25 protein-coding genes are annotated in these 26,998 nt (G+C 67.5%); 2 read left to right on the top strand and 23 right to left on the bottom strand.

Features of this window, described 5'->3' with window-relative positions; translation table 11 throughout:
- The 19 genes from ABD206_RS01900 to prmC form a co-directional block, all read right to left on the bottom strand.
- Entirely contained in the window at window positions 1-2,745 is a 2,745-nt protein-coding gene (locus ABD206_RS01900) for an FtsK/SpoIIIE domain-containing protein (RefSeq protein ID WP_344068457.1), read from the bottom strand.
- Between the two features lie 91 nt (window positions 2,746-2,836).
- The gene (locus ABD206_RS01895) at window positions 2,837-3,610 is read right to left on the bottom strand and encodes a PP2C family protein-serine/threonine phosphatase (RefSeq protein WP_344068454.1); all 774 of its coding nucleotides are present in this window, start codon (window positions 3,608-3,610) and stop codon (window positions 2,837-2,839) included.
- 79 nt (window positions 3,611-3,689) lie between these two features.
- On the bottom strand, window positions 3,690-5,642 hold the full coding sequence (locus ABD206_RS01890; protein ID WP_344071384.1) for an ABC transporter ATP-binding protein: 1,953 nt from the start codon (window positions 5,640-5,642) through the stop codon (window positions 3,690-3,692).
- Between the two features lie 26 nt (window positions 5,643-5,668).
- Window positions 5,669-7,402 (bottom strand): ABC transporter ATP-binding protein, encoded by a 1,734-nt coding sequence (locus tag ABD206_RS01885; RefSeq protein ID WP_344068451.1) that lies wholly within the window; start codon window positions 7,400-7,402, stop codon window positions 5,669-5,671.
- A 26-nt stretch (window positions 7,403-7,428) separates the two neighbouring features.
- Complete coding sequence (locus ABD206_RS01880; protein WP_344068448.1) at window positions 7,429-8,430, bottom strand: aldo/keto reductase; 1,002 nt, start codon at window positions 8,428-8,430, stop codon at window positions 7,429-7,431.
- A 77-nt stretch (window positions 8,431-8,507) separates the two neighbouring features.
- A complete protein-coding gene (locus ABD206_RS01875) occupies window positions 8,508-9,200 on the bottom strand; it encodes a large exoprotein (protein ID WP_344068445.1) in 693 nt (230 codons plus the stop codon).
- A 133-nt stretch (window positions 9,201-9,333) separates the two neighbouring features.
- A complete protein-coding gene (locus ABD206_RS01870) occupies window positions 9,334-10,080 on the bottom strand; it encodes a YaaA family protein (RefSeq protein ID WP_344068442.1) in 747 nt (248 codons plus the stop codon).
- Window positions 10,081-10,195: 115 nt separating this feature from the next.
- Window positions 10,196-10,456, bottom strand: a complete 261-nt coding sequence (locus ABD206_RS01865; RefSeq protein ID WP_344068439.1) for a F0F1 ATP synthase subunit epsilon — start codon at window positions 10,454-10,456, stop codon at window positions 10,196-10,198.
- A gap of 2 nt (window positions 10,457-10,458) precedes the next feature.
- Entirely contained in the window at window positions 10,459-11,907 is a 1,449-nt protein-coding gene (gene atpD / locus ABD206_RS01860) for a F0F1 ATP synthase subunit beta (protein WP_344068436.1), read from the bottom strand.
- 23 nt (window positions 11,908-11,930) lie between these two features.
- Window positions 11,931-12,827, bottom strand: a complete 897-nt coding sequence (locus ABD206_RS01855; protein WP_344068433.1) for a F0F1 ATP synthase subunit gamma — start codon at window positions 12,825-12,827, stop codon at window positions 11,931-11,933.
- A gap of 21 nt (window positions 12,828-12,848) precedes the next feature.
- The gene (atpA, locus tag ABD206_RS01850; RefSeq protein WP_344068430.1) at window positions 12,849-14,486 is read right to left on the bottom strand and encodes a F0F1 ATP synthase subunit alpha; all 1,638 of its coding nucleotides are present in this window, start codon (window positions 14,484-14,486) and stop codon (window positions 12,849-12,851) included.
- A 59-nt stretch (window positions 14,487-14,545) separates the two neighbouring features.
- A complete protein-coding gene (locus tag ABD206_RS01845) occupies window positions 14,546-15,334 on the bottom strand; it encodes a F0F1 ATP synthase subunit delta (protein WP_344068428.1) in 789 nt (262 codons plus the stop codon).
- Window positions 15,334-15,888 (bottom strand): F0F1 ATP synthase subunit B, encoded by a 555-nt coding sequence (locus tag ABD206_RS01840; protein ID WP_344068426.1) that lies wholly within the window; start codon window positions 15,886-15,888, stop codon window positions 15,334-15,336. The genes ABD206_RS01845 and ABD206_RS01840 overlap by 1 nt, the downstream gene beginning before the upstream one ends.
- Window positions 15,889-15,916: 28 nt before the next feature.
- The gene (gene atpE / locus ABD206_RS01835; protein ID WP_324253920.1) at window positions 15,917-16,150 is read right to left on the bottom strand and encodes an ATP synthase F0 subunit C; all 234 of its coding nucleotides are present in this window, start codon (window positions 16,148-16,150) and stop codon (window positions 15,917-15,919) included.
- A gap of 49 nt (window positions 16,151-16,199) precedes the next feature.
- Entirely contained in the window at window positions 16,200-16,997 is a 798-nt protein-coding gene (gene atpB / locus ABD206_RS01830; protein WP_344068422.1) for a F0F1 ATP synthase subunit A, read from the bottom strand.
- A 160-nt stretch (window positions 16,998-17,157) separates the two neighbouring features.
- Entirely contained in the window at window positions 17,158-17,625 is a 468-nt protein-coding gene (locus ABD206_RS01825) for a Cg1360 family ATP-synthase-associated protein (protein ID WP_344068418.1), read from the bottom strand.
- Window positions 17,622-18,767 (bottom strand): MraY family glycosyltransferase, encoded by a 1,146-nt coding sequence (locus ABD206_RS01820; RefSeq protein ID WP_344068415.1) that lies wholly within the window; start codon window positions 18,765-18,767, stop codon window positions 17,622-17,624. The genes ABD206_RS01825 and ABD206_RS01820 overlap by 4 nt, the downstream gene beginning before the upstream one ends.
- Entirely contained in the window at window positions 18,764-19,489 is a 726-nt protein-coding gene (locus ABD206_RS01815; protein ID WP_344068412.1) for an L-threonylcarbamoyladenylate synthase, read from the bottom strand. The genes ABD206_RS01820 and ABD206_RS01815 overlap by 4 nt, the downstream gene beginning before the upstream one ends.
- Window positions 19,490-19,545: 56 nt before the next feature.
- Window positions 19,546-20,442 (bottom strand): peptide chain release factor N(5)-glutamine methyltransferase, encoded by an 897-nt coding sequence (gene prmC, locus ABD206_RS01810; RefSeq protein WP_425561153.1) that lies wholly within the window; start codon window positions 20,440-20,442, stop codon window positions 19,546-19,548.
- Between the two features lie 98 nt (window positions 20,443-20,540).
- On the opposite strand from prmC, the gene cysK reads away from it, so the two are divergent.
- Both cysK and epsC read left to right on the top strand, forming a co-directional pair.
- Window positions 20,541-21,479 (top strand): cysteine synthase A, encoded by a 939-nt coding sequence (gene cysK / locus ABD206_RS01805; protein WP_344068409.1) that lies wholly within the window; start codon window positions 20,541-20,543, stop codon window positions 21,477-21,479.
- A 5-nt stretch (window positions 21,480-21,484) separates the two neighbouring features.
- Window positions 21,485-22,063, top strand: a complete 579-nt coding sequence (gene epsC / locus ABD206_RS01800) for a serine O-acetyltransferase EpsC (RefSeq protein WP_344068406.1) — start codon at window positions 21,485-21,487, stop codon at window positions 22,061-22,063.
- Window positions 22,064-22,095: 32 nt separating this feature from the next.
- Here epsC and ABD206_RS01795 read toward each other — a convergent pair whose 3' ends face one another.
- The 4 genes from ABD206_RS01795 to prfA are packed head-to-tail and all read right to left on the bottom strand — an operon-like array spanning window position 22,096 to window position 26,981.
- On the bottom strand, window positions 22,096-23,649 hold the full coding sequence (locus ABD206_RS01795; protein ID WP_344068403.1) for an MFS transporter: 1,554 nt from the start codon (window positions 23,647-23,649) through the stop codon (window positions 22,096-22,098).
- Window positions 23,646-25,382 (bottom strand): amidohydrolase, encoded by a 1,737-nt coding sequence (locus ABD206_RS01790; RefSeq protein ID WP_344068400.1) that lies wholly within the window; start codon window positions 25,380-25,382, stop codon window positions 23,646-23,648. The genes ABD206_RS01795 and ABD206_RS01790 overlap by 4 nt, the downstream gene beginning before the upstream one ends.
- A gap of 36 nt (window positions 25,383-25,418) precedes the next feature.
- Complete coding sequence (locus tag ABD206_RS01785) at window positions 25,419-25,838, bottom strand: hypothetical protein (RefSeq protein WP_344068398.1); 420 nt, start codon at window positions 25,836-25,838, stop codon at window positions 25,419-25,421.
- A gap of 60 nt (window positions 25,839-25,898) precedes the next feature.
- Window positions 25,899-26,981 (bottom strand): peptide chain release factor 1, encoded by a 1,083-nt coding sequence (gene prfA / locus ABD206_RS01780; RefSeq protein WP_344068396.1) that lies wholly within the window; start codon window positions 26,979-26,981, stop codon window positions 25,899-25,901.
- Between the last annotated feature and the right edge of the window lie 17 nt (window positions 26,982-26,998).

Raw genomic sequence — 26,998 nt, 5'->3', positions numbered from 1 at the left:
TCACCGCTCGGGCGCGGTATGAACCCGGCGCACGCGTGCGCCGGGTTCGAGCAGCCAGGATGCCCCCGAGCCCGGGTCGCAGTAGGGCGCAAGCTCGCGCTCGCCGGTGAGGACTCGGTACTCGGCGGCGCACGAGACATCGATCAGAACGGTCCCCGCCAGACGCATCGCGGTGAACTCGCCCCAGGCGCGCTGCCAGCCGTCGGGATCGGCGCGCACGACAGACCCGGCCGAATCGGGCTCTCCGAGGCCGCGGATCCCGATCCCCGCTGCCTCCCAGCTCTCGGCCGTCGCCCGCGCCCTCGGAGTATCACGCGTGACCCACGCTGTCCTCCCCCGGGTCGGTGTCCACACCTCGCGCACGCGAGCCGGAGCCGAATCGTCGGGGAGCGCAGCCCTGGCCACGTGGACCTCCAGCCCGTCGAGGTGTCCGCGACCGGACGGTGCATTCGGCGACCAGAGCTCGGGGCGGCCGCCATGGGCAAGATGGTCGCTCTTGGACCGCTGGCGCAAGAGCAATCGGTGCGGCAACAGGTCGGCGACGCGCGCGAGCGCCCCGCCCAGATGCTCGGCTCCCAACAGCACGGGTCGACCGCCGCCGCCGGCGCGGACGATCTGCTCGATCAGCCGCAGCGCCGCGGCCGCGTACTCCTGGGGGAAGCGTGCCAGGAGCGCATCCGCCCCGTCGATCACGAGTCCCCTCCGCGGCTCGGCAGACGTCGCACTGAGCACATCCCACGCGTGCTCGAGATCGGCCGCGCTGATCCACTCGAGCGGATCCGGCTGCTGCTCGGCGACGGTGGCGAGTGCCGTCGAGGTACCGCTGCCGGTGGCACCCACCACGCACATCCCCCGAGCACCCGCGGGGATGCCGATCGGTCGCTGGCGCTGGAGGTCGGGCTCGTCGGCTACTCCCAGCAGGAACGTGCCGGGCAGGCGAGGGAGGTCCGCAAGCGCGATGACCTCCGGCAGCGGCGGCAGCCACGGCGGGCGGATCGGGTGATGGTCCCACCGCCCGACCGCTGTGCTCAGCACCTCGTCGTCGGCCGCGACGACACGCAGGCCGCGGGCGTGGACGTCACCGGCACGACGCAGCAGCGCCGCACCGACGCCTGAGGGCAGGGATGCGGCGTCATCGGTGTCGAGCATGAGTCGACTGTCAGCAGCGTCCGCTGCCCGCAGGCTCAGTCGGAGCGGGCAGTTGGCCAGCAGCGCGTCGCGGAACACGCCCTGCGCACGTTGAGTGCCGAGGATGAGGTGGATGCCCAGCGCGCGACCCCGGGCCGCGAGGTCCACGAACAGCGCGGCCAGTTCCGCATGGGCGTTCATGAGCGCCGCGAACTCGTCCACCACGACGACGAGCCGCGGCAGCGCTCCGGATTCGCCGATCTCCCGCACGCCGTCAGCGACCAGCGCCGCCTCACGATAACGAATCTCGGCGCGCAGGCTCAGCAACGCGCGGCGGGCCGTCGCATCGTCGAGGTCGGTGATGAGTCCGGCGACGTGAGGAAGGGCTGCGAGCGCGGCGAATGCCGTCCCACCCTTGAAGTCGGCCAGAGCGATGTTGACCTGCTCCGGGCTGTATCGCGCGCACAGCGCGATGACCCAGGTGCGCAGCAGCTCGCTCTTACCCGCGCCCGTGACACCGGTCACCACGGCGTGGGGGCCATGCCGCACCAGGTCGACCTCGCAGACCGCGTCACGCGCGACACCGATCGGCACCGGAAGACCCACCGCTGCATCCGGCGGCACCTCCCCCGACTCCAACAGGTCAGCCAGCGCCATCGGGCCCCCATCGACAGGCTCACGCCACTGCTCGGCGAGGATCCCCGCCACAACAGCCAACTGCGTCGCGGAAAGCAATTGCGGCGCAGCGCTCACAACGTCGCCGGAGACGTCGATCGTTGCCACTACCCGGGCACTCGCCTGCTGCGGCGCCGATCCGAGATGCACCACGCTTTCCCCGCGCGCGAGAGCGGGCGTGGAAAGGATCAGCTGCACATCGTCGGCGCGGACGACCTCGTGTGCCGCATCCGCCACCCCCACGTGCAATCGGCGGGGCGCGCCGACCCGCACATGGGGCAGCGCGGCCACCTCGGGAAATCCGGCCTCGACCGCTCCCAGCACCTGCCATCGACCGGGCGGGTGAACGAGGCAGACCTGGGCGAGAATGGCGCGCATCGCCCCCTGCGCCAAGGTCGCCGAGCCGCAGACGTCGATCCGTCCGCGCAACGGAATGCCCACCGGCGCATCGCAGAGCACGTCGGCCTCATCCGCGAGCCCGGCGTCGTCCCCGGTTCCCTCGACGCGCGTCTCGCTTCGAGCCCGTCCCGAACCGAACACCACCCATCCCACCCTCGGCGGCACGTGTCGCCAGATCTCCTGGGGGCGAGAGAGCAGCCCCCAGATGTCGGGCGCGCGTAGCCACCGGTCGGTGCGCTCACGCTCGTGCGCCTCGGCGAGGCTCCGGAGTGCTTCTGATCGTCGTCGAACATCCGCTCTTCGCCGTCGACGCCGGGCCCGCCGCGCGAGCCATCGTCGGTCGACCACTCCCCCGACCAGCATCAGCGGACCGAGCGCGGCGAACCACAGCGTCAGCAGCGATCCCGTGACCGCCCACAGGACGAGGGCCCCGAGGATCGGCACGAGCGGCGCGATGAGCGCGCCGCCGGCGGCATGCTCCCGGCTGTCGGTCTGCGGCAGCCTGACGACGCGTTCTCGAGGCGGAGACGGGGAGGCGGGCACCTGCCCGAGCACACCACTGCCGGGACGCGTGCACGCCGTCGGCGCCGTTCCCGTCGCAGCGTTGCTCCGAAACGGACGAATGGGGAGGAGCCTAGATCCCCATGCGCCGCACGTTCACGACGATCACCGTGATGTTGTCGCGGCCGCCGTTTTCCAGTGCGGCATCCAGCATCGCTGCGGCGGCGGCACCGGGGTCACTGTGCTGATCGAGGAAGTGCTGGATGCCGTAGTCGGTCAGCTCCTTGGTCAGGCCGTCCGAGCAGACCACGAAACGGTCACCGTCGAGAACGTCGAGACGCACGTAGTCGGGTACGACGCCTTCGCTCGGGCCGAGGGCGCGGGTGATGACGTTGCCGTAGGGGTGATTCTCGGCCTCCTCGGGCGTGAGCTTGCCCGAGGCGATCAACTCCTGCACGACCGAGTGGTCGGTGGTGACCTGACGGATCATCCCATCGCGCAGGACGTACACCCTCGAGTCACCGATATTGAGAGCGATCCACGCGGGCCGGGCACCGGAGTCGTCGAGGTAAAGCCCGGTCACCGTCGTGCCGGTGGCCTCGTCGGTGGCATCAGGGTGACTGGCGATGTCTTTGACCGCACGTTGAAGGGCCTTTTCGATCGCCTTCTTGGAGACCGAGCCGGTGTCGGCAACGGCTTTCAGCCGCTCGACGGCACTCGCGCTGGCGATCTCACCACCGATGTGCCCCCCCATACCGTCGGCCACGACGAACAGCGGGTACTCCGCCAGGACGGCATCCTGGTTGATCTCGCGGCGACGCCCGGTGTCGGTGACCTCTGCCCAGACGAGTTCGAGCCGGTCGTGAGGGAGCTCGACGGTGCGGGTGTGGGCGACTACTTCAGTCACGCGACCTTCCTTGCCGGACGATGAGCCGACGCGCGACGCCGACCCGTCACATACTAGACCACGGCTCGCGCGCACCCGGTCACCGCGTACGTGCCGGGGATCCGGCGGGGTCGTCATCCTCCGCCGGCGCTTCGAACTGCGCGTTGTACAGGCGCCAGTAGGCGCCGCGAGCGCGCAGCAGATCGTCGTGCGATCCCTGTTCGACGATTGCGCCGCTCTCCATCACCAGGATGAGGTCCGCATCGCGGATCGTGGACAAACGATGGGCGATCACGAACGACGTGCGGTCTTCGCGCAGGCGCGCCATCGCCCGCTGGATCAGCAACTCGGTACGTGTGTCGACCGACGACGTGGCTTCATCGAGGATGAGGATGCGGGGGTCGGCCAGGAACGCCCTGGCGATGGTCACGAGCTGGCGCTCCCCCACCGAGAGGTTCGTCGCCTCATCGTCGAGCACCGTGTCGTATCCCTCCGGCATGGCGTGCACGAATCTGTCGACGTAGGCGGCGGTGGCGGCCGCCATGATCTCGGTCTCGCTCGCGTCGGGCCGCCCGTAGGCGATGTTCTCGCGGATGGTCCCCGCAAACAGCCAGGTGTCTTGCAGCACCATGCCCGTGCGCGCCCGCACGTCCTTCCGGGTCATCAGCCGGGTGTCGAGCCCGTCCAGGGTGATCGCGCCGGAGTCGACGTCGTAGAAGCGCATGATGAGGTTCACGAGCGTCGTCTTACCGGCGCCGGTGGGTCCCACGATCGCGACAGTGCTGCCGGACTCCGCTGCCAGCGACAGTCCATCGATCAGCGGGGTGTCGGCTACGTACCGGAAGGCGACATCGTCGAACGCCAGAGATGCCGCGTCCCGCGGGACCGTCGGCGCGTCGTCGGCGTCTGCCTCCTGCTCCGACTCGTCGAGAAGTTCGAACACCCGCTCGGCGCTCGCAACGCCGGACTGCAGCAGATTCGCCATCGAGCCGAGCTGGCTGAGGGGCTGCGTGAACTGCCGTGAGTACTGGATGAACGCCTGCACGTCACCGATCGAAATCAGACCGGCGGCAACCTGCAGCCCGCCGACCACCGCGATCGCCACGTACACGAGGTTCCCGATGAACATCATCGACGGCATGATGATGCCCGAGAGGAACTGTGCGCCGAAGCTCGCGCGGTAGACCTCCTCGTTCTCGCGCGAGAAGTCGGCCTCGACCTGCTTCTGATGGCCGAAGACCTTGACGAGAGAATGTCCGGAGAAGGTCTCCTCGACGCGCGCGTTCAGAACGCCGGTCGCCTTCCACTGCGCCACGAACAGCTTCTGCGAGCGACGCGCGACGACAACGGTCACGAGGATCGTCAGCGGGATCGTGACCAGGGCGATCACCGCCAGCAGCGGCGAGATCACGAACATCATGATGAGCACGCCGACCACCGTCAGCAACGAGATCACGACCTGGGAGAGCGTCTGCTGGAGGCTCTGACCGATGTTGTCGACGTCGTTCGTCACACGGCTGAGCAGTTCACCCCGCTGGATGCGGTCGAAGTACGACAACGGCAGCCGGTGGATCTTCTCCTCGACCTCAGTACGCAGGCGGTGCATCGCCCGCTGGACGACGCCATTGAGGATGCGCGCCTGGAGCCACCCGAAGATACTCGCGCCGATGTACACGGCGAGTACCAACGCGAGGATCTGGGCCAGCGCGGCGAAGTCGACGCCCTGCCCCGGCACGAAGGTCATGGTGGAAAGGAGGTCGGCCTGGTCCTGATGCCCGCTCGCGATCAGCTGATCCATGATCTGCTGCTGCGTCGTCCCCGCGGGCACGTCGGAAAACTGCAGCGAGACGAATCCCGCGAAGACGATGTTCGTCCCGTTGCCGAGCAGCTTCGGACCGAGGACCGACAGCGCCACGGAGAGCACCCCGAGCACCAGCACCACGGTCAGCAGCGGTGTCTCCCGGCGCAGATGGCCGAGGAGGCGCATGGCGCTCGCACCGAAGTTCTGCGCCTTCTGCACCGGCGCTCCGCCGCGCCCCATCGGCCCACCCATCGGGCCGCGCGCCGGACCGTGCCCGCTCACGCTGCCTCCTCCGCCGACAGCTGGGACTCGACGATCTCGCGATAGGTCTCGCAGCTCGCCATCAGATCTTCGTGCGGGCCGATGCCGACGATACGGCCATGGTCGAGAACGAGGATCTGGTCGGCGTGCTGAATGGTCGAGACACGCTGCGCCACGACGAGCCGCGTGGCGTGGGGCAGCTCCCGATCCAGTGCGCGCCGCAGCGCCGCATCCGTGCGAAGGTCCAGCGCCGAGAAAGAGTCGTCGAACACGTAGATGGGCGGCTGCTTCACGAGTGCCCGTGCAATCGCGAGACGCTGTCGCTGACCTCCGGAGAAGTTCGTCCCGCCCTGCGCGACCGGTGCATCCAGCCGCAGCGGCTGCGCCTGCACGAACTCCCGCGCCTGGGCGATCTCCAGCGCCCGCCAGAGAACGTCGTCATCGGCGCCCGCATTGCCATAGCGCAGGTTCTGGGCGATCGTTCCGGAGAAGAGGAACGCCCGCTGCGGCACGAGCCCGATTCGCTCCCACAGATCGTCCGGGTCGTAGGCGCGCACGTCGAGGTCGTCCACGCGCACAGTGCCGCCGGTGACATCGAACAGGCGCGGAACGAGTCCGACGAGCGTCGTCTTGCCCGAACCGGTCGACCCGATCACCGCGGTGGTCGTTCCCGGTTCGATGGTGAAGGTGAGCTCTCGCAGCACCGGCTCGTCGGCACCCGGGTAGGCGAACTCGACGCGATCGAACTCCACCCGTCCCGTCGTCGCGGGCGCGATCGCCGCGTGCGCGGGCGCCGCCACCGAGGCATCCGTGTCCAGGACCTCGCCGATGCGGGTGGCGCACACCGCCGCGCGAGGGATCATCACGAACATGAACGTCGCCATCATCACACCCATGAGGATCTGCATGAGGTAGGTGAGGAAGGCGAACAGCGTGCCGATCTCGACGGCACCATCCTGCACCTGGGACGCGCCGAACCAGATCACCGCGACGCTGGAGAGATTCATCACGAGCATCACGGCCGGAAACATCAGCGCCATGAGGTTTCCCGCGCGAAGCCCGGTCTCCATGACATCGGTGCTCGCCCGCTCGAAGCGCGCCCGCTCGTGGTCCTCGCGAACGAAGGCGCGGACCACCCGGATCCCGGTGAGCTGCTCGCGCAGGATCTGGTTGACGCGGTCGATGCGCTTCTGCATGAGCGTGAAGGCCGGGACCATGCGCCAGACCACCAGCGACACGATGACCAGGAGCACCGGGATCGACACCGCCATCAGCCAGGACAGACCGACATCCTGTCGCACGGCCATGATGACGCCGCCGATCGCGAGCATGGGGGCGGAGATCATGATTGTCGCCGACATCTGCACGAGCAGCTGCACCTGCTGCACGTCGTTCGTGTTGCGGGTGATGAGGGACGCAGCGCCGAATCGGCCGACCTCACGCTGGGAGAACGCGACGACCTTCTCGAAGAGGTCCGAGCGCAGACCCTTGCCCATCCCCATCGCCAGGCGCGAGCCGAAGTAGACCGCGACGATCGCACACACGATCTGCACGAGCGAGAAGACGAGCATGATCCCGCCGGTCGACCAGATGTAGGGGATGTCCCCGGTCACGACGCCGTTGTCGATGATGTCGGCGTTGAGTGCGGGAAGGATCAGAGCCGCGATCGACTGCGCGAGCTGGAAGACCACGACCGCGACGATGAGCGGCCACGCGGGGCGGAGGTACCGCACCAGAAGGGTCCAGAGCATGGGACTCCTTTTCAGACCTCAGGTCGTCAGTACGTGGATGCCGCGTCGGCGGGCAGCGGGAAGATCTCCTCGATCGCGCGGACCTCCTCGGCCGTCGGGCGCCACGCCGAGGCGACCGCGTTCGCCCGGACCTGCTCAGGCGAGGTGGCGCCCGCGATGACGCTCGGGATCACGGGGTGCGACAGCATCCACCCCAGGGTCGCCTGGAGCATGGATATCCCACGCTCATCGCAGAAGGTCTGGTACCGCTCGAGGGCATCCCACGGGGCGTCGCGCCAGATGTGGGGGCGCTGGCGCGAGATCCGGGAGTCGGCGGGAGCGTCGTGGCGGCTGAACTTTCCGGTGAGAAGTCCGTTCTGCAATGGGAAGAACGGCAGGATACCGAGCCCGAATCGCTCGGCCGCGGGCATCATCTCGCGCTCGGCGCCCCTGGCTAGCAGGTTGTAGTAGACCTGCGAGGAGATGAAGCCGACCTGGTGCCGGGATCGCGCGATCGCATCGGCATCGGCGAGCTGCCACGCGGCGAGGTTCGAGTGACCGATATAGCGCACCTTGCCCTCGCGGACGAGATCGTTGAGGGCGTCGAGCGTCTCATCGATCGGGGTGGACGGATCGGGGGTGTGCAGCTGGTACAGATCGATCCAGTCCGTCTGCAGACGCCGAAGCGAAGCCTCCACGGCCTGGCGGACATAGGTGCGCGACCCCTTCGCGCCCGTATGGCCGAGATCCACCGCCTCGTGGCCGAACTTGGTGGCGAGCACGAACTCCTCACGGTGCCCTTTGAGCGCCTCCCCCATCAGGGTCTCGGACAGTCCCGGACGCATCCCGTACATGTCCGCGGTGTCGAGCAAGGTGACACCTGCCCCTCGCGCGGCGTCGAGCACGGCGCGCGTACCCTCGACGTCTTCTGTGCGGGTGCCGGCGCGGCCGAAGTTGTTGCACCCCAGGCCCATCGTCGAGACCAGCAGACCGGAGGATCCGAGGTGTCGCTGTTCCATCGCAGACGAGGGCTCGTGCAGTGCTGCCATGCCTTCCACGCTAGACCTTCTGACCGACATGCAGATGGCCCCCGCTCATCGAGCGGGGGCCATCTGGACAGCAGTGCTCAGGCCTTGGGGGCCTCGGGGTCTGCCGGCGGTTCGGCTGCGGGAGGCTCCGGGGCTGCGGGAGGCTCGGGCGCTGCCGGAGGCTCCGGAGTCGCGGCCGGCGGAGCCGGGGGTGCGTAGCCGGTGGGAGCGGTCGGCGGCGCGGCGTAGCCCGGCGCGGTGGCGGGGTTGGACGGGTAGCCACCCGCGGGAACCTGCGAGGGGATCCCCTCCCAGGTCGAGCGGTCGGCGAAGAAGCCGTTGCGTGCCCACGGGGCCGCGGGGATCACGAGGTTCCAGCGCGACTTGTCGAACGCGGCGATACCCAGCCAGACGATGGACAGGAAGAAGTAGAGGATGAGCCAGACGGCCTCCTTCTGCAGCTTCAGCCCCACGCGCCAGGCGGCCAGCATCGACAGCACGAGCGTGGCCAGCGGCAGCAGCCAGCCGACGGCGGGGATCCAGCTGAGCAGGATGTTCGCCCCCAGCGCGTACAGCACCAGCCACGGGCTCAGATCACCGAGCTTGAAGAAGATCATGAAGTTGTAGACGGGAACCCATGCCCGCCACTTCCCCGTGACACCCGCTTTGGTGAAGATGTTCATCAAGAACCACGACGTGAGCACGTAGCCGGCAGCCGCGAAGATGAGCCAGAAGAAGAAGAAGAAAATGAAGAAGGCGACTGCTGCGCCGCCACCATCGTCGTAGTACATGATCGTTCCTCCCGAACGGTCAAGACTCGCACCATCTCGAACGGTGCGGACGGGCAGGTCACCCGCGTTCGCCATGCTAGCGACAGGGACGGTCCGCTGTCATTCTTCTGGGCGGCACGCCGCCAACCCCCGATCAGACGACAAGCAGGAGTTCACCGGCATCAGACTCATGAAGCTCGATGCCCGATTCCGCAGCCCACTGCAGCAGGTCGGGAAGAGAATCGATCGCGGTATGAGACTCGGCCAAGGCGCGGACGAACCGTCCCTTCGCCGCCTTGTTGAAGTGGTTCAGCGCCCGCGTGACACCATCGGCGCCGTGTGAGACCACACGGACATAGAAACCCCGGTCGACGGGCGCGGCACCGAGGGCCACATAGGCCTCCGATCGCAGATCCAGCACGAGGCCTGCTGAGGTGTCGGCGAGACTCCGTGCAACCGGCTCCGCCCACAGGGACCGCAGCGGCGGCAACCCCGGAAGACGGCCGGCGGCGGCAAGACGATAGTACGGAATCGCATCGAGGGCGCCGACCGGACCGAAGGGCGCGCTGTGGATCAGCACATGATCCGACAACCACGAGCGCGCCGGGGCATCCACACTCGAGGCCTCCAGCGCGTCGTACAGCACGCCGGTGTACCGGTCGATCGCCGGCATGCCCGGGGCCGATCGAAGAAGTGCGTTGCGCCCGATATCGGCACGCTGCGTCTTTCCAAGCTTGAGCGCCCGCGCGGCAGCCTCCTCGTCATCCGAGAGCGTGACGAGCGCATCGACGACACGCTCGCGCAGCGCGGTGAGCTCGGGGAAGACCAGGCCCTCGATATCCCATGTCGGTCCGCCCTCATCAACGCGCTTGGTCTCCGAGGGCGGCAGCAGAATCAACATGAGCCGATCAGGCTCCTCTCACAGCGGGATGGTCAAAACGACGGGCATCGGAAAACGCCAGAACAGGACGGTGCCGAAGCATCCGCCCTGTTCTGGCGATATGTCCTGCGCGGGATCAGGCGACGAGCGCGGCGTTCCCAGCCACGATCGTGACGATGTCACGCTCGATCGAGAGGAACCCGTCCTGCGCGTTCGCGATGACCTTCGACCCGTCTTCCTTGGTGATGCGAAGCTGCCCCTCGGCGAGGATCGCAAGCACCGGCTCGTGACCGGTCATGAAGCCGATCTCGCCCTCGATGGTCTTGGCCACCACGAGCGAGGCCTCGCCCGACCAGACCTCGGCATCGGCCGAGACGACGCTGACGTGCAGGGCCATGGTCAGCCGTTCTCCTTCTGGATGCGAGCCCAGTTCTCCTCGACGTCGGAGATGCCACCGACGTTGAAGAAGGCCTGCTCGGCGACGTGGTCGTAGTCACCCTTGACGATCGCATCGAAGGACTCGATCGTCTCCTTGATCGGGACCGTGGAGCCCTCGACGCCGGTGAACTTCTTGGCCATGTAGGTGTTCTGCGAGAGGAACTGCTGGATGCGACGCGCACGGGCGACGACGACCTTGTCCTCTTCGGAGAGCTCGTCAACACCGAGGATGGCGATGATCTCCTGCAGTTCCTTATTCTTCTGGAGGATCTGCTTCACCGCGGTCGCCACACGGTAGTGGTCCTCACCGATGTAGCGGGGGTCCAGGATGCGGCTCGTCGAGGTCAGCGGGTCCACCGCGGGGTACAGACCCTTCGAGGCGATCTCACGGGAGAGCTCAGTGGTCGCATCCAGGTGCGCGAAGGTCGTCGCCGGAGCCGGGTCGGTGTAGTCATCGGCGGGAACGTAGATCGCCTGGAGCGAGGTGATCGAGTGACCACGCGTCGAGGTGATGCGCTCCTGGAGCACACCCATCTCGTCGGCGAGGTTCGGCTGGTAGCCCACCGCGGAGGGCATGCGGCCGAGCAGCGTCGAGACCTCGGAACCGGCCTGCGTGAAGCGGAAGATGTTGTCGATGAACAGCAGCACGTCCTGCTTCTGCACGTCGCGGAAGTACTCCGCCATCGTCAGCGCCGACAGGGCCACGCGAAGACGTGTCCCCGGCGGCTCGTCCATCTGGCCGAAGACAAGGGCGGTCTTGTCGAAGACGCCCGCTTCGTCCATCTCGTGGATGAGGTCGTTGCCCTCACGGGTGCGCTCACCGACACCGGCGAACACCGACACGCCACCGTGATCCTGCGCGACGCGCTGGATCATCTCCTGGATGAGGACGGTCTTGCCGACACCGGCACCACCGAAGAGGCCGATCTTCCCACCCTGGACATACGGGGTGAGAAGGTCGATGACCTTGATACCGGTCTCGAACATCTGGGTCTTGGACTCCAGCTGGTCGAAGTTCGGCGCCTGGCGGTGGATGCCCCAGCGCTCGGTGATCTCGACCTGCTCGCCGGGCTCGGCGTTGAGGATGTCGCCGGTGACGTTGAAAACGCGGCCCTTGGTGACATCGCCGACCGGGACTGAGATGGGCCCGCCGGTGTCACGCACCTCCTGGCCGCGCACGACTCCGTCGGTCGGCTTCAGCGCGATGGCGCGGACGAGGTCGTCACCGAGGTGCTGAGCGACCTCGAGCACCAGCTCGGAGGACTCACCCTCGATCGTGATCGTCGTCTTCAGCGCGTTGTAGATGTCGGGGATCGCATCGTGCGGGAACTCGATGTCGACGACAGGGCCGGTGACGCGCGCGACGCGACCGACCACAGCGGTCTTCTCGGCGGTAGCGGTGGGTGTCATGGTCATTCTCTTTCGTGGAAGGTCTACTTGCCCGACGCCAGAGCGTCGGCGCCGCCGACGATCTCGGCGATCTGCTGAGTGATCTCGGCCTGGCGCGCGTTGTTGCGCAGGCGGGTGTAATCGGTGATGAGCTTGTCCGCATTGTCGCTCGCGGACTTCATCGCCTTCTGCGTGGCAGCGTGCTTGGCAGCGGAGGACTGCAGCAGGGCGTTGAAGACACGGCTCTGGATGTAAACCGGCAGAAGCAGGTTCAGCACGGTCTCGGCATCCGGTTCGAACTCGTACAGCGGGTAGATGAGGCTGGATGCCTCGTCCTCTGCCTCGACGACCTCGAGCGGGAGCAGGCGGACCTGCTCGGGGCTCTGCGTCATCATGCTGACGAAGCGGTTGTACACGAGGTGGATCTCATCCACCCCGCCGTCCGCTCCCCCGCGGTCGTACGCCTCGAGCAAGGCCGCGGCGATCTCTTCGGCGGTGTGGAAGTGCGGGGTGTCGGTGTCGCCCGTCCACTGCGCCACACTCGCCATCTTGCGGAACTGGAAGTACCCGACGGCCTTGCGCCCGACGAGATAGAACACCGGCTCCTTGCCCTGCTGCCGCAGCAGCTCCGCCAGCTCCAGCCCCTCACGCAGGATCTGCGAGTTGAACGCGCCGGCAAGACCGCGGTCCGAGGCGAAGATGACCACCGCAGAGCGGCGGATCTGTTCACGCTCGGTCGTCAACGGGTGATCGACATTGGAGTGCGTCGCCACAGCCGAGACCGCGCGCGTCACCGATCGCGCGAAGGGGGCCGAGGCGCGCACGCGCGCCATCGCCTTCTGAATGCGCGAAGCCGCGATGAGCTCCATCGCCTTCGTGATCTTCTTGGTCGTCTGAGCAGAAGAGATCTTCTGCTTGTAGACCCTGAGTTGTGCGCCCATGGTTACTGTCCGCGCGCGCCCTTAGTGGCGGCCCTTGACGATCTTCTCCTGGTTGACATCCTCTGCGGCGGCGGCCCCGACCTCTTCGTGACCGGGCTTGGCGATGGCCTGGCCCTTACCCGAGCGGAACTCGAGCACGAAGTTGTCGACGACCTTCTCGAGCTCGGCGACGAGGTCGTCGGTGAGGACGTTGGTCTCGCGCAGCGTGTCGAGGATCGAGGTGTTGCGACGCAGGTAGTCCAGCAGCTCGCGCTCGAAGGGCAAGACATCCTCGACCTCGATGGTGTCGAGCTTGCCGTTGGTGCCGGCCCAGATCGAGACGACCTGCTCCTCCACCGGGTACGGGGAGTACTGCGGCTGCTTGAGCAGCTCGGTCAGACGCGCACCGCGAGCCAGCTGGCGACGTGACGCCGCGTCCAGGTCGCTCGCGAACATCGCGAACGCCTCGAGCGAGCGGTACTGGGCAAGCTCCAGCTTGAGCGTTCCCGAAACCTTCTTGATCGACTTGACCTGAGCGTCACCACCGACGCGGGACACCGAGATACCCACGTCGACAGCGGGGCGCTGGTTCGCGTTGAACAGGTCGGACTGCAGGAAGATCTGGCCGTCCGTGATCGAGATCACGTTGGTCGGGATATAGGCCGACACGTCGTTCGCCTTGGTCTCGATGATCGGAAGCCCCGTCATCGACCCGGCACCCAGCTCATCCGAGAGCTTCGCGCAACGCTCGAGCAGACGCGAGTGCAGGTAGAAGACATCACCCGGGTACGCCTCGCGGCCCGGCGGGCGACGCAGCAGCAGCGACACGGCGCGGTAGGCCTCGGCCTGCTTCGACAGGTCGTCGAAGATGATCAGGACGTGCTTGCCGCCGTACATCCAGTGCTGACCGATGGCCGAGCCAGTGTAGGGGGCGAGGTACTTGAAGCCGGCGGGGTCCGAGGCGGGAGCGGCGACGATCGTCGTGTAGTCCATCGCACCGGCGTCCTCGAGCGCGCCCTTCACGGCGGCGATCGTCGAACCCTTCTGGCCGATGGCGACGTAGATGCAGCGCACCTGCTTGTTGACGTCGCCCGACGCCCAGTTGTCCTTCTGGTTGATGATCGTGTCGATGGCGATCGCGGTCTTGCCGGTCTGGCGGTCACCGATGATCAGCTGGCGCTGTCCGCGACCGACGGGGATCATCGCATCGATCGCCTTGATGCCGGTCTGCATCGGCTCGTGCACGCTCTTTCGCTGCATCACGCCGGGGGCCTGAAGCTCGAGAGCGCGGCGGCCCTCGCTCTCGATGGCGCCGAGACCGTCGATCGGGTTGCCGAGCGGATCGACGACGCGACCCAGGTAGTTGTCGCCGACGGGGACCGAGAGGACCTCGCCGGTGCGGGTGACCTGCTGGCCTGCTTCGATGCCCGAGAAGTCGCCGAGGACGACGACACCGATCTCGTGCTCGTCGAGGTTCAGCGCGAGGCCCTGGGTGCCGTCCGCGAACACCACCAGCTCGTTGGCCATGACGCCGGGCAGGCCCTCGACGTGCGCGATGCCGTCGGCGGCGTCGATGACGGTTCCGACCTCGTTCGCGGCGGCGCCGGAGGGCTCGTATGCGGCGACGAAGTCTTTCAGCGCATCCCGAATGACATCGGGGCTGATGGAGAGTTCTGCCATTGTCTTCCTTCGTTCGTGGGGCCGCAGCCCCGAAAGTCTTCGCCCGTCGGGCGGGTTGTCTAGCCGGCCAGCCGCTGGCGGAGATCCGCCAGGCGAGAGGACACGCTCATGTCGATGACGTCGTCGGCGATCTGCACGCGCAGCCCTCCCACCACCGTGGGGTCGACGACGATGTTCAGGGAGACCTGCGTCCCGTAGCGACGGCTCAGCAGGTCGGTCAGGCGCGCCGCCTGTGCGGCGCTGAGGGGCGCAGCCGCCGTGACGGTGGCCACCGCCCGTCCGCGCTCATCGGCGACGATGCGGATCGCACGCGAGAGCAGCTGGCGCACGCGACGCTCGCGCGGATGCTGGACGAGGGACGCGGCGATCAGAACCGCGGCCTCACCCGAGCGACCGTCGAGGATCTTCTCGACGAGGGCGCCCTTCGCGGATGCCACACCGAGGCGGCTTCCGAGCGCAAGCTCGAGCTCCGGGTTGGCCGCGACGACGCGCGAGAACTCGAACAGCTCGGCTTCGACATCCTCGGTGCTCGCGATGGTCGCCGCGCGGACCGCGAGCTCCTCGATACCGTCGATCAGATCGGACGGCGAGGACCACCGCTGCTGCACCGCGTTGGTCAGCAGCGTCGCTGTGGTCGGCGACATGGCGGCACCGAACACGTCGCTGATCACCTTCGCGCGAGCGGCGGGAGCCGCTGCCGAGTCGGCGAGCGCACCGGCCAGCTGGGAGGTCTGTCCCAGCTCCCGCGCAGCCACGAAGAGTTCGCGAGCGACGTTCAGGTCGACGCCGGTCGCCGCAGACAGCGCCGCGGTCGTTTCCGCGAGTGCCTGATTCGTCGCACTGCCCATTACTTGGCCGCCGTCTCGGAAGCTTCGAGGTCGGCGAGGAAGCGGTCCACGACGGCCTGGGCCTTCGTGTCGTCGGAGAGGGTCTCCCCGATGACACCGCCAGCCAGGTCGAGTGCCAGGGTGCCGACCTCGCTGCGCAGCGACACCAGCGCGGTCTGACGCTCGGCGTCGATCTGCGCGTGCGCCGCCGTGGTGAGGCGGGTGGCCTCGGCGGTGGCGTTCTCCTTGGCCTCGGCGACGATCTTCTTGCCGTCCTCGCGGGCGGCGTCGCGGATCTCGCCGGCTTCGCGTCGGGCATCGGCCAGCTGGGCCGTGTACTCCTCGAGCGCGGCCTCGGCCTTGCGCTGGGCCTCGTCGGCCTTGGCGATGTTGCCCTCGATGGCGGCGGCGCGCTCATCGAGCAGCTTCTTCATACGCGGCAGTGCGACGCGCCAGAAGATCAGCAGGATGACGATGAAGCACACCGACGACCAGATGATGTCGTACCACGCCGGAATCAGCGGGTTGTGCGTCGCCCCCTCTTCGGCGGCGTACGTGACAAGAGCGCTCAGCATCCTGTCTCCTTAATCGACGGGTGTGGGATCAGACGAAGATGAAGCCGGCGGCGATACCGATGAACGCCAGTGCCTCGGTGAAGGCGATACCGATCCACATCAGAACCTGGAGGCGGCCGGCGAGCTCGGGCTGACGAGCAACGCCCTCGATCGTCTTGCCGACGACGATGCCGACGCCGATGGCGGGGCCGATGGCCGCGAGGCCGTAGCCCATCGTCGCGACGTTGCCGGTGACCTGGGCGAGAACCGTAGTTGCGTCCACGGGTTTTTCCTTTCGGTTGGGTATTGGGCGCGGCTGGAAGCCGACCCGCTCAGTGCTCCTCGGCCACCGCGAGCTGGATGTAGACCGCGGTGAGGAGGGCGAAGACGTAGGCCTGGAGGACAGCCACCAGGATTTCGAACAGGGTGAAGACGAAGCCGAAGGCGAGGCTGCCGGCGGCCAGCGCCGACCACCATCCGCCGAGGTCGAGCAGGAAGAACTGCGTGGCGGCGAAGAAAAGGACCAACAGCAGGTGACCGACCATCATGTTCATGAGGAGTCGGAGAGTCAGCGTGACCGGTCGGATGACGAACGTCGAGATCAGCTCGATCGGGGTGACGATGATGTAGATCGGCCACGGCACGCCCGAGGGGAACAGCGAGTTCTTGAAGAAGTTCTTCGGGCTCTTCTTGATGCCGGCGTAGATGAAGGTGACGTAGCTGACGACCGCGAGGACGAGGGGCACCGCGATGACCGCTGTGCCGGCGATGTTCAGGAACGGGATGATGCCCGTGATGTTCATGAACAGGATCATGAAGAACATCGTCGTGAGGATCGGCAGGAACCGCTGCCCGTCCTTCTTGCCGAGCAGGTCTTCTGCGATGTTGACGCGGACGAAGTCGAGACCCATCTCGACGAGGCTCTGGAAGCGGCCCGGCACGACGCGCATGCGACGGGTTCCGAGCCAGAAGATCAGGATGACCGCGGCGGCCGCGAGGAACTGGATGAGGGTGATGCGGGTGATCGAGAGGAACTCGAGGCCGAAGAGCTGAACGATCGGCTCCGGGAAGAATTCATCGACCGACGGGCCGTGGAATTCTGCGCCCTCTTCGGCGGCGGACACGATCATGGTCGCGACTTCGGTAAACAGCGCTGGCTCCAGCTTCGGGGCAAAGGCATGGCGCCGTTGCGACGATGGGCGGTGAAGATTCGGACCCGCAAGCGCTCGTCAGACGAGCGGCGGGCGCACACACCACCCTACCAAATGTCAGGGACCTCTCAGGCCGCCGTCAGTCGACGGGCCTCTCATCCTCGGGGTTCGCGGTCGGGAGCGAGGTGTCGCTGGCATACGGCAGCCGCATGCGCAGCAGCACGACCACGTCGACGATGAGGGCCGCGAGGACTCCGGCGACGAGGGAGAGGAAGAAGACCACCGGGTTCACCCAGGCAAGATCGCGGAAGACGAAGAGCACCACGAGGAACACGACGAACTTCAGCAGCCAGCCACCGAGCACGATGCCGAAAAAGAGCGGCACGTACAGATCCGTTCCGAACCAGCGGTTCGCGATGAGGATGCTGAGCCCGGTGATGCCCAGGAACACCGCCGCCAGCACGACGCCGGTCAGCGCGCTCCACAGGCCACCTTCTCCGGCGACCAGATAGCCGACTGTGCCGCCGACCAGAGCGAGCGCAGCGGTGACGATCCCCGACCACATCAGGGTCATGCGAAGAATGGGGGTGCTGGATACGGATGTCATGAACTCTCCTGTGGCGCGCGACGGCGCGCGGGTGGGGTCAGGGTGACGACGAGGCACGCGGCGATGCCCAGGATGCCGTAGGCGACACCGATCAGGTACTCCCCCGGCCAGTCCGAGGAGGTGCCGATGTACATCAACAGCAGTGCCAGACCGATCACGGCGGTCCAGGCATAGAAGATCAGGACGGCGTCCCGGTCCGCATGTCCCATGTCGAGCATGCGGTGATGGAGGTGTTTGCGATCGGGAGAGAAGGGCGACTTACCGGCGCCGACACGCCGGATGATCGCCAGCCCGAAGTCCAGCAGCGGCAGCAGCACGATAGCGATCGGCAGCAGGATCGGGATGAAGGCGCCGAGCAGCTGCGAGCGACCGAAGTTGTCGGGGTCCAGCTGTGAGGGGGTGACCTGACCGGTGATCGCGATCGCCGAGACGGCCATGAGCAGACCCAGCATCAGCGCGCCACCGTCACCCATGAACAGCTTCGCCGGCGACCAGTTCCACGGCAGGAAGCCGATGCACGCGCCGATCAGTGCCGCAGCGATGAAGGAGGCGAGATTGAAGTAGGTCGTCGCCCCGGCGTCGCGTACCAGCAGGTATGAGTAGGCGAAGAACACGGCGTTGGCGATCAGCGCCACCCCCGCGACGAGGCCATCCAGCCCATCGATGAAGTTGACGGCGTTCATCACGATGACGATGGCGAGCACGGTGAGGACGAAACTCATCCAGCTCGACCCCACCGTAAGCCCGCCGATGGGCAGCGACAGGATCTGCAGTTTCCCGAACCAGGCGATGATCCCGGCGGCGACGATCTGCGCGCCGAGCTTGATCATCCAGTCGAGATCCCACACGTCGTCGGCCACCCCGACGATCACGATCAGGGTCGTCGCGCCGATGATCGCCCAGACCGCTCCCGGGTCCGCCCAGAAGATCGCGAAGAACGGGTGCTGCGACGAGGCCACGAATGCGGCGAGGACACCGAGGTACATCGCCACACCACCCAAGCGCGGCGTCGGGGTCTTGTGGACGTCGCGTTCGCGGATTCCGGGATACAGCTTGTAGCGGATGCTCAGCCGCCACACCAGCCAGGTCAGACCGAACGTCAGGACCGCGGTGAAGGCGACGACCAGTAGATACTGTGTCACGCGCTCGGACCGGGCTCGTCGACGGTTCCGGCCGTGTCATCTGCGGGGGTCGTCTCCTCCGGGAGCTGCAGGATCTCACCGAGGACGTCACGAAGACGCTCGAGCGCGATCGCGCCCTCGCGGAGCACCCGCACCGTACCCTCCCCGCGACCGACGAGCCCCGTGAGATCGAGAATCGTCGAGGAGGTGCCGATCTCGGCCGGTCCGCCGTCCAGGTACACGTCCACGCGATCCCCGAGCATCTCGCGGGCATCGGCGCACGCCGTTGCCGCCGGCTCCCCCGTGAGGTTGGCGCTCGACACCGCGAGCGGGCCGGTCTCTTCGATCAATTCGAGGGCGAGACGGTGATCGGGCATCCGCACCGCCACCGTGCCGCGCGTTTCGCCGAGATCCCAGTTCAGGGAGGGCTGCGCGGGGAGAACCAGGGTGAGACCCCCCGGCCAGAACTTGTCGATGAGATCGACGGCGGCCTTCGGAAGTTCCGCGACGAGGGCGCGCACCATCGAGACACCGGCGACGAGCACCGGAGGTGGCGACTGGCGAGTGCGGCCCTTCGCATCGAGCAGGCGCTGGACCGCGATCGAATTGAACGCGTCGGCGGCGACGCCGTACACGGTATCCGTGGGGATGACCACGAGCGCGCCGCGCGCGATCGCCTGGCGAGCCTGACGCATGCCCGGCAACAGCTGCGACTCGTCGCGACAGTCGAATTCGAGGGCCATGGCGCGTCCATTCTACGGGCGGGCGGGTGCGCGTCCGTGAGGGGCGCGCACGGCGATCACGGCCGGACGGCCGTCGTGACGCGATCGCGCATCGTCAGATCCTGATGGGTGGCAACCGCTCGCCACCCGTCCGCGGTCAACAGGCCGCGGATGTCGGCTCCCTGAAGCTCGCCGTGCTCGATCGCGAGGACTCCCCCGCGGTGAGCCAGCCGCCACGCCGTGCTGCTCACGCGTCGCACGACGTCGAGACCGTCGGATCCGCCGTACAGCGCGCTCGGCGGATCGAACCAACGGACTTCCGGATCGCGCGGGATCGCGGCGTTCGGCACATACGGTGGGTTGCTGGCGACCACGGACACCGTGCCGTCGAGATGGGTGAGAGCGGTGTCGAGATCGTCGAAGACCACCCGTGCGTTGTCCGCGGCGACCTCCGCGAAATTCTCTTTCGCCCAGATGAAGGCGTCGACCGCGTTTTCGACGGCGATTACCCGCGCGTGCGGGACCTCGGTCGCAATCGACAGCCCGACCGCGCCGGATCCGGTTCCGAGATCCACCGCGACCGGTGCAGGGGCGGCCACCGCCATGAGCGCATCGATCGCGATCTGTGCGAGCATCTCGGTCTCGGGCCGCGGCACGAAGACGCCCGGCCCGACCCGGAGCTCCAGGTGTCGGAAGGGGGCACGTCCCGTGAGGTGCTGGAGCGGCTCACGCGTCGCGCGACGCTCGACAAGATGTGCCAGCTCGGCACTCTCCGCCTCTCCGAGCACGTCCCCACGGATCGCAGCGGCCTGCACCTCTCCCCGCCCGACACGCAGGACGTGCGCCAGCAGCAGCTGCGCATCCACCTCGGCGTCGAGGATGCCCGCGCGCGCCAAGCGCCCGCTCGCGAGGGCGAGCGCGGCACGCACCGTGACGGGTGCGGACAGGTCGGGCGCGGCTGGCACGGTCGTCAAGCCTAGGCGCAGGTGACGATCTTCGTCATAATCGCCCGGTGCTGTGCCCTCTCGCCTACGCTGGGGAACCGTCCCGACCTCCGCGTGAAAGGCCCGCCATGACCGGCATCCACAACGACATCACAAGCGCCTTCGGCAACACCCCGCTGGTGCGCCTGGGCCGCGTGGCCGAGGGCGTGGATGGCAACATCCTCGCCAAGCTCGAGTTCTACAACCCCGGTTCCAGCGTCAAGGACCGCCTGGGCATCGCCATCGTCGACGCCGCAGAGGCCTCCGGCGAACTCCCGCCGGGCGGAACGATCGTCGAGGCCACCAGCGGCAACACCGGCATCGCGCTGGCGATGGTCGGAGCCGCCCGCGGCTACAAGGTCATCCTCGCGATGCCCTCCTCGATGTCGAACGAGCGCAAGCTCCTGCTGAAGGCGTACGGCGCAGAGCTCGTCCAGACCGACCCGGCCCTGGGCATGAAGGGTGCCGTCGCCAAGGCGGAGGAGATCGTCGCCGAGACCCCCGGCGCGGTCCTCGCCAAGCAGTTCGCGAACGCCGCGAACCCCGAGATCCACCGCAAGACCACCGCCGAAGAGATCCTGCGCGACACCGACGGCAAGGTCGACTACTTCGTCGCGGGCATCGGCACCGGCGGAACCATCACCGGCGTCGGACAGGTTCTGAAGGACCGCGTGCCCGGAGTGAAGGTCGTCGCGGTCGAGCCTGCGGACTCCCCGCTGCTGACCAAGGGAACCCCCGGCCCCCACAAGATCCAGGGCATCGGCCCGAACTTCATCCCCGAGATCCTCGACCAGGGCGTCATCGACGAAGTCATCGATGTCCCCTTCGACGCCGCGATCGAAACGGCGCGCGACACCGGCACGAAGGACGGCATCCTCGTGGGCATCTCCAGCGGCGCTGCCATCTGGGCCGCCCTGCAGATCGCCGCGCGCCCCGAGGCAGCCGGCAAGAACATCGTGGTCATCATCCCGTCCAACGGCGAGCGCTACCTGTCGACCCCGCTGTTCGCGCACCTGCAGGAGGGCTGAGCCCCGTGGGCGTCAGGCTCGCGCTCTCGCGGGTGCGGGAGGACATCGCGGCGGCGAAGCTGCGTGATCCCGCGGCGCGCGGCAGCCTCGAGATCGCCGTGCTCTACTCGGGACTCCACGCGATCTGGTCGCACCGCGTCGCGCACTGGCTCTGGCAGCGCAACGCGCGCTTCCTCGCCCGTGCCCTCTCGCAGCTGACGCGGTGGCTGACAGGCATCGAAATCCATCCCGGTGCGACGATCGGACGGCGCTTTTTCATCGACCACGGAATGGGGGTCGTGATCGGCGAGACCGTCGAGGTGGGCGATGACGTCATGCTCTACCATCAGGTGACCCTCGGTGGCCGTCAGCGCGAGGGCGGCAAGCGCCACCCCACCCTGGGCGACGAGGTTGCCGTGGGCGCCGGGGCGAAGCTGCTGGGCCCGATCACGATCGGCGCCCGGTCCGTCGTCGGCGCAAACGCCGTCGTCACCCGCGATGCCCCCGAGGACAGCGTGCTGACCGGCATCCCTGCCAAGCCCCGCAGGCGCAAGCCCAGCCACGACACACACGCCATCTTGACGATGCCGGACTACCAGATCTGAGAGATCCGATCCGCGTTCGCTGACAGCCGCCGTCAGGCTGCGGCCGGTGCCTTCGTCGCCTCGATCGCGGCCCACCGCCGGTACGAGACGATCGTCATGAGAGCCAACGCGGCCACCACCACGGCCGTGATGACGGCGACCCAGAAGAACGCGACGTGGTACGAGTCGGCGGCGGCGGACAACAGCGCGGTCCCACCCTCGGCACTGGAGGGCACTGTTCCGTGCTGTGTGTATTGCTGGATCGCGTCGAGCGCCTGGCCGGTGCGCGTGGGCGGCACACCCGCCGCCTCCAACTTGTGGATGACGCCGCCCGTGGTCAATGCGTCCACGAGCACCATGCTCACCGACAGGCCGACCGCGTAGCCGAACTGGCCGATCGTCGTGCGCGATGAGGTGACGGCACCGAAGTGCGCGGGCGGGGCGATCCGGATGACGAGCGCGCCGTAGGGCACGAGCCCACTCATTCCGAAGCCGATCAGCACGAGCGCGGGCAGGAACAGCCAGAACGAGTCACTCAGGAACGTCAGCGCCAGCGAGAGAAATCCGATCGTGGTCGCACCGGCCGTGATCGCGACCGCCGTCGCCGGCGACATCCCCTTGGTCAGCATCCGGCCCAGCAGCACGGATGCCACGACCGAGACGAGTGTCATCGGCAGCTGGGCGAGCGAGACCTCGAGGGTGTGGAAGCCGTAGACGAACTGCCAGATGTTGGCGAATTGCAGAATCGCGACGGCTTGGGCGATGTTGAAGGCGACACCCATCCCGATCGCGGCGATGAACCCCGGGTTGCGGAACAGGTCGAGAGGAAAGAAGGCCGTCTGCTTACGCTCGACGACAGCGAAGACCACGAGCAGGACGATGCCGAGCAGGAACGGCGCCCACGTCAGCGGGGACGTCAGCCCCGCCCCGGCGTGGCTGACGCCGTAGAGGACGCCGATGATGCCGAGGGCAAGCAGGATCTGGCCGCCGACATCGGCCGGCCCCGAGCCGGTCTTGGACTGGACGGGGAGCACGAACAGCACTGCGACCAGGCACAGCGCACACAGGATCGGGACGACCAGGAACGACAGCCGCCAATCGAGCGAGGCCATCGAACCGCCGACGAAGCTCGCCGCGATCATCGCGATCGCGCCGTACGCCGCGAACGCACCCATCGCCGAGGCGAGCTTCGCCTGGGGCACGACCGCACGGATGTAGGCGAAGGCGGCACCGAACACCGCGCCCAGCCCGATGCCGGCCAGCGCGCGACCGGCCATATACATGATCGGGTCGAAAGCCGCCGCGGCGATCAGGTCGCCCAGGATGGACGTCAACAGCGCCAAGATCAGCAGTAGCTTGCGGCCGATGCGGTCGGCCAGGAGACCGGTGCTGATCACCGTCGCGGCCAGCATCAGGGTGGAAATCGATGCCGCGATGGTCTGCACCCCGGCATCCATGCCGAGCGCACGCGCGGACTCGACGAGTGCCGTGCTCGCGATTGTCGGATCGGCGGTCTGGATGCCGCTCATGACGCCGAGCAGAGCGACCTGCACCGCGACAGGTGCCGCCGCCCTGGTCGAGGGAGCGAGAGGAGCGGACGAGCTCACGCGCCTGCCCCGGCAGGGTGGGACGCGCAGCACACGGGGACCCCGAGCTTGTGGAGCTCGCGGAGCGCGCTGTCGTCGACCTGGCGCGACATCGCAAGGAAGGCATCCAGATCGATCGGCTCACCGCCGAGCCAGGTCCCTTTCACCTCGATCGACCCGATCGTGTCGGGCGCGACAGCGTAGGGATCAGCACCCAGGAGGACGAAGTCCGCGAGCTTTCCCACCTCGATCGAGCCGACCTCGTGCTCCGAGCGCAACGCGTACGCCGCGTTGATCGTCTCCGCTTGCAGAGCCTCGTGCACGGTGACAGCCTGCTCCGGGCCGTGGAGGGCGCCGGAGGGCGTACGGCGAGTGATGGTGGCCTGCATGTTCAGCAGCGGCGTGGGAGGCGTCACGCTGCCGTCGTTGTGGTAGCACACCTTCAGGCCGGCGTTGAACGCGTCGCGCGTCCGCGTCCATTGGGAACCGATCGCGGGTTCGAACATGCCGCCGTCGAGCAGGTCGCCCCAGCGGTAGAACTGGAACGGCCCCATCGACGGGACGACGCCGAGCGAAGCCATCCGGGGAAACTGGTCTGCGCGGGCGCCACCGATGTGCTCCACGCGCCACCGATGGTCCGTGCCCAGCAGACCGTGCACCGTCAGTGCGCGGCTGAACGCGTCGAGCACGATATCCACGCCGACGTCCCCGTTCACGTGGAAGGCCATCTGCCACCCGGCCGCCACGTAGCGGTCGAGGAGCTCGTCGAGCTGCTGTCGCGTGTAATTCATCGCGCTCTCACCCGTGGCTCCCGGCGTGATGCCGGCTGCTTCGGTGACGTGGGTGTCGAGGTAGGGCGCGCTCATTGCAATGTTGCCGACCCAGGGCGACCCATCGGCCCAGAGCTTGATCCCCACCTTGCGCAGCATGTCTTCGGGGACGTCGGAGTCGAAGGGATCGTTCGCGTCGGACTCGGTCGACATGTGGTACAGCCGGATTCGCAGCGGGCAGCCGGGGATCTTGGCGATCGCCTCGTACGGTGCCCTGAGTTCAGCTTTGTAGGTGTGCTCAGAGCTCGACGTGATGCCGGCGGCGGCCATGAGCGCGTAGAACTCGACAGGACCCTGCAGCGGATGCCCCGACTTCTGCACTCCTTCCAGGACCGGCTCGACGAAGGCCATCATCGCTCCCACCTCGAGCGCGCGCCCCGTGAGCGTCCCGTCGGGATGGCGGTCGAACGAGGCGTTCGGCGGATCTGCCGGGGGGTTGACATCCCATCCCAGGTGCGTGAGGACGGCGCTCGTCACGTAGGCGGTGTGGCCGGAGTTGCCCACGAGGGCGACCATGCGGTCGCCGAAGATTGCGTCGAGCACCGCCGCGTCCGGCTCGGGGCGCTCTTGCAACAGCCCGTCGAAGCCGAAGAACGCGAGTGGAGTCCCTTCGGGCGTCTCTGCGAGCGCCCGTTCGAAAACCGCGACGACGTCATCCCACTTCGGCGCGAACCACGGCGCCACCCAGTATGCCGGTGGCATCATGGTGGCACCGGAGAGCACCGGGTGCGAGTGGGACTCGACGAATCCGGGAAGCAGCGCCGCGGCTCCGGTGTCGACCACCTCCGCATCGGGCAGTGCCTGCGTGCAGAGGTCGAGCGAGCCGACGGCGACGATCTTGCCGTCCGCAACAGCGACGGCCTCCGCGCGCGGAAGGTCGGGATCCATCGTGATGACGGTATCGGCGGTGAGAATGCGGTTCACGGCATAGTCCTTTCAGACGGGAAGGGTCCGACGTCACTACTTCTTGGCACGGTCATCTTTGGCGTCCCTCACCGCATCGCGAATGAGTACGAGAGGCAGCAGCAGTGTCGCGAGAGCAGTCACGAGCCAGATGATCACCGGAGCGAGGATCCAGGTCAGCAGCACCGGTGTCTCGATCCGCAGTCCACCGATCGGCAGGATGATCACGACGAGCAGCGAGATGAGGGTCGAGATGATCCCGATCCCCCCGAGGAGAGCCGGTGCGTTGCGGCGGGCGACGCTCTCGATCCAGGGCGCGAGCACGCTCTGCAGGATCGCGAAGATCACCACGCACAGCAGGAAACCCCACCACTGGTCCCACTGGATGACGAAGCCCGGCAGGATGAGGTCGGCGACGATGAGACCGAACGCGGCCGAGGCGACGAAGATGAACGTCCGGATGAGGAAGAGGATCACAGCCCCGACGTTAGCGGCAGACCGAATCCCGCGATCCCGGCGCGCGGGAAGACCGGTGCGTTACTGCGGCTCCGCGCCGAGAGCTGCGAGGCGTTCCTCTTCGTCCGCGGCGATGCACGATCCGATGATCGGATCCAGCGCCCCGTCCATGACGTGGTCGAGGTTGTATGCCTTGTAGCCGGTTCGGTGGTCGGCGATACGGTTCTCGGGGAAGTTGTAGGTGCGGATGCGCTCGGAGCGGTCCATGCCGCGGATCTGCGAGCGCCGCGCATCGGAGGCGGCAGCATCCCGCTCCTCCTGCTGCTTGGCGAGCAGGCGCGCGCGCAGCACGCGCATACCCGCCTCCCGGTTCTGCAGCTGGCTCTTCTCGTTCTGCATCGAGACGACGATGCCGGTCGGGAGGTGGGTGATGCGTACCGCGGAATCGGTCGTGTTCACCGACTGGCCGCCGGGACCTGAGGAGCGGAAGACGTCGATCTTCAGGTCGTTCTGGTCGATGTGGATCTCTTCGGGCTCATCAACCTCGGGAAAGACCAAGACGCCTGTCGTGGAGGTGTGGATGCGTCCCTGCGACTCGGTCGCGGGAACCCGCTGCACGCGGTGCACTCCCCCCTCGTACTTCAGGTGTGCCCATACCCCCTGCGAGGGATCGGTCGAAGATCCCTTGATCGCAACCTGGACGTCCTTGTAGCCGCCGAGGTCGGATTCGTTGCGCTCGAGCAGCTCCGTCTTCCACCCGCGCGAGGCGGCGTACTGCAGGTACATCCGCAGCAGGTCGGCGGCGAACAGCGCACTCTCCGCGCCGCCCTCTCCCTGCTTGATCTCCATGATCACGTCGCGCGCGTCATCCGGATCACGAGGGATCAGCAGACGCCGCAGCCTCTCCTGCGCCTCGGCCACGCGCTCCTGGAGCGCGGGCACCTCTTCCGCGAACGCATCGTCCTCTTTCGCGAGCTCGCGCGCGGCATCCAGATCGTCGGATGCCGCGACCCAGCCCTCGTGCGCGGCGACGATGCGGCTGAGCTCCGCGTATCGGCGGTTGACGCGCTTGGCGCGCGCCGCGTCCGCGTGGACGGCAGGGTCCGAGAGCTCGACCTGCACCGCGCGGTGTTCTTCGATCAGCGCGCGGACAGAGTCGAACATGGCTGGCTCCGCCATGG

It is taken from the genome of Microbacterium sediminicola (assembly GCF_039531125.1).
Lineage (GTDB): Bacteria > Actinomycetota > Actinomycetes > Actinomycetales > Microbacteriaceae > Microbacterium > Microbacterium sediminicola.
This window is presented reverse-complemented; position numbering and strand designations above follow the sequence as displayed.

Coding starts and splice junctions, on each gene's coding strand:
- ABD206_RS01890 (WP_344071384.1), bottom strand. CDS start 5,642: ATGGGTGGGCCGATGGGGCGCGGCGGAGCGCCGGTGCAGAAGGCGCAG.
- ABD206_RS01885 (WP_344068451.1), bottom strand. CDS start 7,402: ATGCTCTGGACCCTTCTGGTGCGGTACCTCCGCCCCGCGTGGCCGCTC.
- ABD206_RS01880 (WP_344068448.1), bottom strand. CDS start 8,430: ATGGCAGCACTGCACGAGCCCTCGTCTGCGATGGAACAGCGACACCTC.
- ABD206_RS01875 (WP_344068445.1), bottom strand. CDS start 9,200: ATGTACTACGACGATGGTGGCGGCGCAGCAGTCGCCTTCTTCATTTTC.
- ABD206_RS01870 (WP_344068442.1), bottom strand. CDS start 10,080: ATGTTGATTCTGCTGCCGCCCTCGGAGACCAAGCGCGTTGATGAGGGC.
- ABD206_RS01865 (WP_344068439.1), bottom strand. CDS start 10,456: ATGGCCCTGCACGTCAGCGTCGTCTCGGCCGATGCCGAGGTCTGGTCG.
- atpD (WP_344068436.1), bottom strand. CDS start 11,907: ATGACACCCACCGCTACCGCCGAGAAGACCGCTGTGGTCGGTCGCGTC.
- ABD206_RS01855 (WP_344068433.1), bottom strand. CDS start 12,827: ATGGGCGCACAACTCAGGGTCTACAAGCAGAAGATCTCTTCTGCTCAG.
- atpA (WP_344068430.1), bottom strand. CDS start 14,486: ATGGCAGAACTCTCCATCAGCCCCGATGTCATTCGGGATGCGCTGAAA.
- ABD206_RS01845 (WP_344068428.1), bottom strand. CDS start 15,334: ATGGGCAGTGCGACGAATCAGGCACTCGCGGAAACGACCGCGGCGCTG.
- ABD206_RS01840 (WP_344068426.1), bottom strand. CDS start 15,888: ATGCTGAGCGCTCTTGTCACGTACGCCGCCGAAGAGGGGGCGACGCAC.
- atpB (WP_344068422.1), bottom strand. CDS start 16,997: ATGATCGTGTCCGCCGCCGAAGAGGGCGCAGAATTCCACGGCCCGTCG.
- ABD206_RS01825 (WP_344068418.1), bottom strand. CDS start 17,625: ATGACATCCGTATCCAGCACCCCCATTCTTCGCATGACCCTGATGTGG.
- ABD206_RS01815 (WP_344068412.1), bottom strand. CDS start 19,489: ATGGCCCTCGAATTCGACTGTCGCGACGAGTCGCAGCTGTTGCCGGGC.
- cysK (WP_344068409.1), top strand. CDS start 20,541: ATGACCGGCATCCACAACGACATCACAAGCGCCTTCGGCAACACCCCG.
- prfA (WP_344068396.1), bottom strand. CDS start 26,981: ATGTTCGACTCTGTCCGCGCGCTGATCGAAGAACACCGCGCGGTGCAG.